Origin of the sequence: Pseudoalteromonas rubra (genome assembly GCF_000967655.1) — a bacterium.
Lineage (GTDB): Bacteria > Pseudomonadota > Gammaproteobacteria > Enterobacterales > Alteromonadaceae > Pseudoalteromonas > Pseudoalteromonas rubra_A.
This window is the reverse complement of the sequence record NZ_JXYA01000018.1, coordinates 120,356-130,408: the sequence shown is the minus strand read 5'-3', so window position 1 is coordinate 130,408 and position 10,053 is coordinate 120,356. Positions and strand designations below refer to the sequence as shown.

Genomic DNA, 10,053 nt, shown 5'->3' with positions numbered 1-10,053 from the left:
TCATTTAGAACAACTAAATAACAAATTTTTTGCCTTGTTATCGACCATATTTTCTCGCCTCAAAATTGAACACTTAATTAAGCAAATTGGTATTAATTTAAAGCATCCTTGCTGTAAAGGAGTTAAATTCATTTAACGAAAAATACGCACCCTGCTCAAAACCGCCGTCATAAGTCACCGGGGCGACCCAGATCACGTCCTTCATGGTTGCAAACCCCTTGAGGAAACGTTGCCTTAAGGATACCGAGGTGAGGGCGAGCATCAAATGGTAAGTACCAGCCATTGTCGATGGCTGTTTCAATGCTGACCAATGGGCACTTAAACATATCGCCGCCCCAGCCTCCACCGGCCTGAATACGGCTTGTACTGAACATGGGAAAGCGGCTCTGGCATTGACCCTGAGGTTTGCTATTCCATTGTCCGTCAAATACGTCTGAGCCAGCAGCGTATATGCTGCCGTCCTGATTAAAGCAGGTATCCTGTAAAGCGTCTGGCCTTGCATCTGCTGCGCTTAACTGCGGGTTATCTTTCATCGCGAGTAACCAGTCATCCATTGCCTTAAAGGCCGCTGCCGTTGGGTTGTGATCTTTGTGAGCAACCCAGATGACATGATTATCACTGTGACCTTGATGCTGTGCTATGCGCACCCGACTGTAAAAAGAAGCCGACATGTGGTGCATGTCCAGCTCGTTTTCCAGGTAATGGCGCGCATCTATAATGGGCAAGTCGACTTTGCCGATGAAGACCTGACCGGCGCGATAAGCCTGCTCCATTGCCTGTATGGAGCCTTGATGCCTCGGAGCCGGGCCCTCCGACGCTTTAGTGATATTATGATTGCCCCACAATGTAAGCCAGATGGGAATACGGGTACCCAATGGCAGGGCTATCTCTTCCTGACGCATCTCGGGTTGAGGCTTCCAGCCACCAATGTGATGGTTAATGTGGATAAATTCAGAGAAGGTGATGTGGCCCTCGCGCAGCGCATTGAGCCCGTACTGCACGCCGATATTGTCCCAGGTGCTTCTGCCAAGACCTTGCTCGTCGGTACCAAAAATATGTTTCAGATCCTGCCAGTAACTCCAGTGGGTTTGTGCAATTACGTCATCGGAAAAAAAGGGCCGTAAAAAGCCTTGTCTGGGATTGTTGATAAACGCCGACAAACCAAAGTAACCATTAATGCACTCGCTGTTGCCATCCGGAAATGAAGGGACAAACCCTGCCATGAGTTGATTCAAAGGTTGTAAAAAACCAGCCTTTTGTGGAAATTCGTTTATTGCATTCAGGCCTTCTATTTGTCGCCTGCGCTCCCAGTCCCGCCAGGCTTTGGGGTTATCTGAGCGAAAAGTAAAGTAGTTATTAAGCAAGTCGCAATCTAATGCATAGGTTGTTTGTGTGATCATATCCGGGTAACTGTAAAGGGGGATCAATCCATCTAATATTCCCGTGCTATTTTGACCAATCAGATATTGCGCCAGACCTCCCCCTGAGCCGCCAATGCCCACAGTATAAAGGGGTTCGCCGTAGAGGCTGACAAACTGTTGCTTAACGCGCCTTGCGGTGTCTTCTGCCAGCAGCATATTGTAGGTATAACTGGTTTTGTTGCCACTGGAGCTGACGACTGCATAGCCATCTAGCAACTGCTGTGCCTGGCGAGTCATTACTCTTGAGGCCTTTTGTCGGCCTTGGCGGTAACCAATACCCGAGCCACCATTAAACTGATAAATGAGCTTTTTATTCCATTGAGACTGACCATGGCGCTCACCAACCTCTTGATTCGCAATCGGCATGACCAGGGTGTAAATAAAGCGATTGATGGTGCCTTGCTCCACTCTGAATAAAGGCGATGAGTTGTGTTTTCTGGCTGCTGCTTCATCAAGCCGGATGGCTGTAAATTCACCGTTTTGTTCAGTCAGCGTGAAATAAAACAATTGAGAGGGCAGTGAACAATCTTTGCTGTACCCGATCACTTGATCGCCCTGATAGACAGGAATGCCAAAGCCTTGCTGATTATCAACCAAAGGTTGGCCAAGTTCCGACTCCTGAGTCATACAAAAAAAAGGGTACTGATTAGGGCCTGAGTAGAGGTTAGTCGCAGGTCCGGTTTCCCCAAGTGCAATAGGAAACGTAAAGGTCTCTGGTGGTCTGGGTACTGCCGATATATGTGGTTTAAAGCTCAGTAGTGGGTTGGCGTCAGGCTTTGCAATCGCGTTTATCTGTCGTGAGCTTGCCTCATCCTGATGAGGGTAATGCTGCAACACTGCAACTGTGATTGCTCCAAGGAGCAAGGTGAAAAGAACAACAATGCCTGCTTTTTTGCCCATAACGACCTCTGCTGTGATAACCGCCGCTCATACTAATAAGTGTAGGGCGAAAGCGCCAGAAGCATTGTTGTTTATTTGTTATTTCAGTGGGCGGTGTTGTAACTTCCCTGAACTTTGTCGATGGCTTTGAGTATGGCCAGCTTGGTAGAAGGTTTAGTGATATAGCCCATCAGGCCCAGGCTGGCCCATTTACGGATCAGTTCTTTGTTGCGATTGGTTGACAGCGCAATGATGGGAAGTGTTTTACAGTGTTTGAAGGTACGTATGTTCTTGGTGGTGTTGTAGCCATCCAGCTCGGGCATAAACAGATCCATAAACACCATATCAAACTTTTTCTTCTTCAACAGCTTCACGGCTTCAAGTCCCGTTGTGGCATACTCCGTAATGTGGTCCTCTTCGCGAAGTATCTTGAGCAGCATCTCGCGATAAATTTCGTTGTCTTCTACCACCAGAATGCGCATTTTTTTGGGTACTTCGGGTTTCGCTGGTTGAGCAGCTGATACAGGCTTAGGGGGCGTGGCTGGTTCTTCTTTGGCTGGCTGCATTTGAGCTGCGGATACACTGCGGGGAACGCGCTTTTCAGTCAGCAGTGCAGATAATTCAGCTATAGAAACCTGTTTGTCCTTAAGCTGGGACTTAAGTAATTCCACGCTGGAAGTCAGTTGGTGTTCCAGCTGTGACATCAATGGGTTGATATGTTGCTCTCTTAACTGTTCAAGCATTTGCTTCTGCACATCATTGTGACCTTGCTGCTTCGCAATTTCATCCCGGGTTTGAGCAAAGTTATCTTCAGTTTTGGTCCGGTATTGAGCAACATCGTCAATTAATACCCGTAACTTATCGTCTATTTTGCCAAAATGGGCTTCCTGTAGCTGAGCGCTTTTATTGCTGCCCGACACCTGATTCAGCGCATTGTGTAAAATCATTCTGAAGCGGTAGTTTTCGTACATGGGCTTGTGCACAAAGTAGTCGCTGAAAATGTCCTTCATGCAACATTTAAAAGCGATGCCCGATTCTTTATTTTCGCATAACAAAATGTTTTTGTGCGGATAATTCAGCAGTCCTTGTTTCGACAGTTCAGTGTAGATTTCGATACTACCGGCAACATCATTCTTTGCCATAAGAATAATAGGCGGGTTGGTTTCTACAATGAGTTCCGCCGTTTCCTCCCAGTGAAACACAGTGCGATAGGCGTCCGTGTGCGCTTCAACAATCTCTATTACACCGGTCAGTTCATCGGTATTGTCGCAAATAATAATGACCTGAGGTCGACGCTGTGCGTGATTGGGGCTATTTCCTGTCATCGTATGCGGCTTCCCGGAACATGTTCTATACCTTGCTGCGAAATCGTTTACACACAGAGCAGGGCTCTGAGCTGTTGCAGGGTGATTGGTTTTACAAAATGTTGGCTTATTCCTGCACTGGCATAGCGACTGGCACAGATCTCATCACCCGACATACCTACCAAAGTGCAGGGGCGCTCATGGTTTTGTTGCTGCTCTTTGAGCACATCAGCCAGCTGAAGCCCGCACTCACCATCTTCCAGATGGGCATCAATAAATGCCCAGTCGTACCAGTTAGACTCAAGGTGTGCCAGCAGCTCCTGTTTGTCTCTTGCCAACGACACGCTCACTCCTAAAGAAGCAAGCTGGCTGCTCAGTAGCTTCAGAAACAGTGCGTTATCATCAATCAGGATAGCGCTCTGGCTCATGTTCCCCACTCCGCCAGCGGCTTGTCGAGATTGTGCTCAAGCCAATTCAACAAGGCATCGGTGGCCAGGGGTTTGGCGAACAAAAAACCTTGTGCGACATCAATGCCGCATTTGCGTAAATAGTTTAGTTCACCCGCATGTTCTATGCCTTCGGCAACCGTTTTTAATGACAATTTTTTTGCTAAATCGGAGGTTGCAGAGACAATCGCTTGTTTTTTGCTGTCTGTATCACAATTCTGAACAAAACTACGGTCTATTTTGAGTTCGCTAAAGGGCACTTGATTGAGCTGGGTAAAGCTTGAAAACCCCGTGCCAAAGTCGTCGATTGACAGCGGAAATCCTTTTAATCGGAAGCGTAACAGCACCTCCAGTGTACGGGGAAGGTTGTCGAGTAGCTGGCTTTCTGTGATCTCCAGAATGATTTGCTTACGCGGTACGGAGTATTGGTCACACAAAGTGGCCAGCTTGTTTGGCAGTTCAATGTCGTACAGCGCACCGGCGCTGAGGTTCAGGCTGAAACTCAGCGATTTAACCTGCTCATAGTGTGTGTCGTAAAGCGCCAGGGTTTGTGTCAGTAGTTGTAATGAGAGCTCGGCAGATAAACCGGCGCGTTCGAGCTGAGGAATGAAATCGCCGGGAGATACTAACCCATCGAAAGGGTGATACCAGCGCGCCAGTATTTCCATACCAATCACACTAAGTGATTCCAGTGATACTTTGGGTTGGTAATGGGCTTTAAATTGCGCTCGGTCCAGTCCAATGCGAATGTCACTGGCGTTATAGCTTTTTTCTGCCACAGTGGGCGATGCTCTGTGGTGCTGATCCAAACATTCAAGCAGCGATTTCAGTCGTGGCAGAGACACTGGTTTGTCGATATTAGAGATGATGTTAAGGTTGTGCATGGTGCCCAGGTTACTGGCAGTTTCGAGTACGTCTTTGTCTTCGCCGCTGAGCAAAACGATAGGTGTTGTTAACTTCGCATCGGCAAAAATGCGCAGTAATTCTATCCCGTCGATTTCGGGCATATTTAGATCTAAAAAAATCAGGGATGCTGAGTCACATAGCCCTGAGTCTAAGGCACGGCGACCTGCCGTAAAGCCATGATAGTCGACGTCCCGGGCAACTTGTTTTAGCAACAATTCCAGCTGGGTAATAATTAACTGATTGTCATCAATTGCGATTACTTTTATCCGATTATTCATCTTGCCTTTTGTGACCCTGCGTTTTAAGCATGTATAGTCCTGAATACGACTTGCGCGGCCATACTTTTTACTCAAGTATAGTTTCTATTTCCACACATGCGGCATTAAACTTTTCGTCGCAGACCTTTTGCAAGGCCTGTACCTGCGTGACATCTTCAGCCTTAGCGGCTTGTTCCAATGCGAAAAAGTCGTCAGCAAGTGACTGCGCGCCGATGGCCTTTGCTGATGATTTTAACTGGTGCGCGGTGTTTTTAATGGTGCTGAGCGACACTTCATTGCGGCCATTCATCCCCTCCACCAAAGGGCGGGAATCGGCCAAAAAGCCTTGTAAAAATTGCTTCTGAATCGCTTTGTCAGCGCCAACATAGTTTTCCAGCACACTTAAATCAACGATACGTGCGTAAGAGGCTTCCGGTTCAGAAGCCTCTGCCTGAGCAGTTGGGGAAGTCACTTCAGAGGGCTCGGTAAGCAGACTGACTTGCTCTGCGCTATGGCCGTTCAGGGCCGCTAATTCAGATGGCTGTGGCCTGTGCAACCATTGTTCTATTTTGCCGCGCAGGGCGTGCAATACTATGGGCTTGCAGATATAATCATCCATCCCGGCGTTGAGACATTTTTCGCGCTCGCCACTGAGTGCATTCGCCGTGGCTGCGATGATGGGCAGGCTGGGTACTTTTCCTTGCGCTTCAAGTTCGCGGTAGGTTTTCGCAAAGGTATATCCGTCCATGACCGGCATATGGCAGTCACTGATGATCAAAGAGAACTGGTACTTCTGCATTAGCTCCAGCGCAATGGCGCCGTGCTCGGCAATAATGCACTGTAAGCCAAGCAAAGCCAGCTGACGCTTAAACAAATCCTGATTGTAAACATTGTCTTCTATCACCAGAATTAAGGTATTTTTTTGCTGCGCTTGTTCAATGGTTGGTAACTGCTCTTCACTGGCGAGCTGTCTGATATCGGGTTCCGGGCTGATCTGGCCTTCCAGTGTGGCAATTTTCTCAATCACTCTGACCGCATAATAGGGGTTATTCTCTATTGCATATATATTTGCGCCCTCGACGGCTGGCATTTGGATACTGGTGTGCTCCAGTACCAGGCACTTGAGTTCACTGTTGGTAGAAATAATGTCCTGCCCATTGGTGACCAGGTGTTGGTATTTTTCACTGGTGATGATCAGATAATCAACACTCAGGCGGGCAAGCAAATAGGCATTGAGGTCTTCATCACTAATGAGCTGACAATGCATGCCATGGGCGCTGAGGTTGTGTGCCAAATCCTGTTCAAATTTATCATCATCCGAGACAATATAAGCGGTTAATCCCGCAAAGTTTATCGCAATTTCCTGGTCGCCCGTTTCGCTGGGCGCAAACGGCAAAGTCACGATAAAGTTACTCCCGACATCTTCCAGGCTGTGGCACGTTATAGAGCCATTCATCAGCTCACACAGTCGCATGGTAATAGACAGTCCAAGCCCGGTACCGCCGTACTTTCTTTGAATGCTGTCATCCGCCTGGACAAAGGGCTTAAACAGTCCCTGAGTTTGTTCTTCACTCATGCCTTTGCCATTGTCTTTGACACTGATCTCCAGATACCCGGCCTCAGCACCCGGCGATACAAACACTTCCACATTACCGATTTTACTGGCTGACGTTTTGGTGAACTTGACGGCATTACCCACCAGGTTAAGTAAGATCTGCCGGATCCGGATAGGGTCGCTCTTGTGCCAATAGCCTAAAGCCGGGTCAAAATAAAAGTTCAGGTTGATGCGTTTTTCGTGGCACTGATGGCTCATCAGTTCGCACAGTTCCTTGGTCAGGTTTTGCCAGCTAAAGGGCGTATGCTCAATGACCATTTTACCGGCTTCGATTTTTGAAAAGTCGAGTATGTCGTTTATGATCCTAAGCAACATCATGGCTGAATTTTTAGCCACTGAGGTCAGGTGGCGCTGCTCATCGCTGAGCCTGGACTGCGACAAAATATCCAACATGCCGACCACGCCATTCATTGGGGTTCTGATCTCATGGCTCATTGTAGCAAGAAAGCGGGATTTGGCTTTGTTGGCCGCTTCGGCGGTTTCTTTGGCATCGGCCAGTATGGTGGCGTCGTTTTTGCGCTGAGTAATATCATGCTGATAGAGCAACATGTATTTTTTATCGTTACACATAATGTTGGTCAGGATCACCTCAAACCACATCTTCGCGCCGTCCAGCTGGTAGCATATCTCCATATCCTTGTAATACAGGTCGCGTGTTTTTGCGGCTGTCAACGCTTCGAGCAGCGGCTTTTTATTCGATAGTGGCAGCAAAGAAATAACGTCAATCAGGTTGTCGTTCACCCGCATCAGGGTGTTAATAAACAGACCGCTTTCCTCCAGGTTCAGGCGTTTACTTTTATACCAAAAGCGGTTGATCAGGCGGATATTAGCGTCACCGTCCAACAGCAGGATAAAGGCCGGAATACTGTCCAGGGTTGCTTCCAGCAGGCTTTCGGTTTCGCGATTACGGTGCAGCAGTTGCTGCACCTCGTGACGCTGGGTCTCTGCTTCTTTCATGCGGTCGAGTGCTTCCTGGCGGGCTGCCTGCAATGACGCCTGATACTTGCTCTGTCTTTGCTGCTGCGCGATTTGCTCGGAAATATCTCGCACCACGCCAACCACACATAGCGAGTCGGTCGCATCTGTCTGGTGTGATGTCATGATCACTTCCAGTTGCTTCTCAGATCCGTCGTCACAGAAACTCAATGTGAGTTTGACCTGGGAATCCAGCGCCTGAGTGCGCAGGTGTTTAAGCAAGGTACGCCTGCTTGCCTGTGTTAATTTACGCAGCACCTCAGTATAAGGCACGTATTTGCCGCTACTTTGCACATTTAATAGTGTTTTCAGTGTCTTTGATAACAATACATTACGACTACCTTGTTGCCACTCCCAGCTGCCTATGCCGACAATCTGCTCAGAGTTAGACAGTAGTAAGCGTTCTTTATCAAGCTGCGTTTCGGAATGTTGTAATTGCTCAATAATGCGGTTTTGAGCCCGGTGGGCCAGTACCAGCGCGGTCAGGCTCAGTGTCAGCAAAAGGGCCAATTGCACCGAAAATTCCTGTTGCAAGGTATTGATATAACCTTCTATTTGCACCGGATCCTGAGTCGCCCTGATAGTAAACCCGAAGGCAAAATTTTCATGTACCAGCTCTAGTCCATTTTTAGGCAGCGCGGTAGCTTTGTCGGTTGAGTAGTCGTTGCGACCAATCACTATGTCATTAAACAGTAAGTGTGTGGTGATCCCCTGATAAGCAACGGGCATTTTGAGGATCTTAGTGAGGGTATCATCCACAGGTTGGATCAATACCAGCAGTATGTCTGACAACCCGTTTGCGCTGGCCTGCGGCGCCGTCGAGACACTATAAAGTTTGTTATTGCTGTCAGACATCAAAGCCAGAGAAAGTGACTTTGCCCCTTGTCTGGTAATGCTGTCTGTAATGGTTTTTTGTAGTTTCTGCACCGGTAAAGTGGCAGGAAACAGCCCGACCAGGTCATTATCCGAAAGGGTAAACTTACCTATGTACTCGGTCCCTGTGGCATTTGAAAAAACCGGCTGCTTGGTAATGCTCAGTGTGTGCAAACGTTCGGCCAGCGGCTTCAGCCATAAATTATCGATGGCAATCACGGAGTAGGCCAGATTATTGCTCAATTCATTCGCTGAACGTGTGTACAGGCCGTTGCTTAGCTCACCCTGGCTAATGTCGTGTTCAGACATAATAAACGACACGATCAGCCCCAGTAGCAATAAAAGCTGGGAGAGTTTGACCGGGGTCTGGTGTCGCTTTGGTTTGCTGGTGCGCGCCAGCGTGCGCCAAAGTAAAACACTGGTGATGACTACACTTACAAACGCAAGCACAGCGAACAGGGCATAGTTTGCTTTAGTTGCGTTGTGTTCACTTAATTCTGTTCTGATCTGCTGCTGATGCGCGGATAACTGTGAGCTAACAATGTTGATGAGTTGCTCAAGATACTGCGTTTTTTGTTGCCACCATTGCTGCGCATTGAACGTGCTCTGCCCGGTTTGTTCGAGTGCTACTAGTACATCATTTAATAACTGATTCTGTGGCTGGGTTTGCAAAGCGGTTATTTGCCTGGCAATGTCTTCGCTAAATGGCGTGTTGACCAGCAGTGCCTGATGGGTGTTGTGTAACGTCGAGAGCTCAAATATGGCGCTGGCACGACTGTCGAGTGTGTTGTTGAGCATGGCATAGGTATGTGCTCTGAGCTTGCCAGCCTGCTCAATAGCCAGGGTCAGGCTGTATAAATGCGTGTTAACCGCATCGGCGGCTATTTTGAGCTCAATCGCCAAAAACAAATCCAGCAATGCATTTATTTTTGCCGTATAGAGTGTCATTGCCTGCTCCCGGGTGAGCAGACGTTGGTCAAACAGGGCTCTTAGGTTCATCAGCTCGGCTGTATTGGGCAATGATGAGAGCAAATTGGGGTTCTGTGCGCTCTGAGCTGCGATGTCCCCGAGTGCTGCGTTGCTGGCATTACGATATAGATTGAGCTGGCTGAGTGTTTCGCCGGAAGCGCGCTCCGACAGGCCAAATGTATAGCCGCGTTCTTTTTGTAAGGCGAAGATGGCATTGCTTATCTGTTGCATATGGCTGACATTATGCAGGCTGTCCTGTGTTGCCACAATCTGGTGATGGGAGGCAAAATAGGCGCGTGAAAATCTGTCGAGTGAGAGTAAACTGACCAGCACCAGTATTAACCAAACAATAATTTTTAATTGCACATGCACGTGTGCTGTCCTTAATGTAGACGTTCAGGCATTTTT

5 protein-coding genes are annotated in these 10,053 nt (G+C 48.1%); all 5 read right to left on the bottom strand.

Features of this window, described 5'->3' with window-relative positions:
• Positions 1-167: 167 nt before the first annotated feature.
• The 5 genes from TW77_RS09365 to TW77_RS24225 all read right to left on the bottom strand — a co-directional run bounded on the left by TW77_RS09365 (position 168) and on the right by TW77_RS24225 (position 10,017).
• Positions 168-2,321 carry a DUF6351 family protein gene (locus tag TW77_RS09365; protein WP_052713131.1) on the bottom strand — a complete coding sequence of 718 codons (2,154 nt, stop codon included), beginning with the start codon at positions 2,319-2,321 and terminating at the stop codon, positions 168-170.
• Positions 2,322-2,404: 83 nt separating this feature from the next.
• Positions 2,405-3,625: a response regulator gene (locus TW77_RS09360; protein ID WP_046004704.1), complete on the bottom strand. Its 1,221-nt coding sequence runs from the start codon at positions 3,623-3,625 to the stop codon at positions 2,405-2,407.
• A 47-nt stretch (positions 3,626-3,672) separates the two neighbouring features.
• Positions 3,673-4,032, bottom strand: a complete 360-nt coding sequence (locus tag TW77_RS09355; RefSeq protein ID WP_046004703.1) for a response regulator — start codon at positions 4,030-4,032, stop codon at positions 3,673-3,675.
• Positions 4,029-5,234, bottom strand: coding sequence for an EAL domain-containing response regulator (locus TW77_RS09350; protein ID WP_052713130.1), 1,206 nt, complete (start codon positions 5,232-5,234; stop codon positions 4,029-4,031). The genes TW77_RS09355 and TW77_RS09350 overlap by 4 nt, the downstream gene beginning before the upstream one ends.
• A 67-nt stretch (positions 5,235-5,301) precedes the next feature.
• On the bottom strand, positions 5,302-10,017 hold the full coding sequence (locus TW77_RS24225; protein ID WP_052713129.1) for an ATP-binding protein: 4,716 nt from the start codon (positions 10,015-10,017) through the stop codon (positions 5,302-5,304).
• Positions 10,018-10,053 lie beyond the last annotated feature (36 nt).

Bases quoted from the DNA above. Each gene is read 5' to 3' on its own strand.
- TW77_RS09365 (WP_052713131.1), bottom strand. From the start codon at position 2,321: ATGGGCAAAAAAGCAGGCATTGTTGTTCTTTTCACCTTGCTCCTTGGA.
- TW77_RS09355 (WP_046004703.1), bottom strand. From the start codon at position 4,032: ATGAGCCAGAGCGCTATCCTGATTGATGATAACGCACTGTTTCTGAAG.
- TW77_RS09360 (WP_046004704.1), bottom strand. From the start codon at position 3,625: ATGACAGGAAATAGCCCCAATCACGCACAGCGTCGACCTCAGGTCATT.
- TW77_RS09350 (WP_052713130.1), bottom strand. From the start codon at position 5,234: ATGAATAATCGGATAAAAGTAATCGCAATTGATGACAATCAGTTAATT.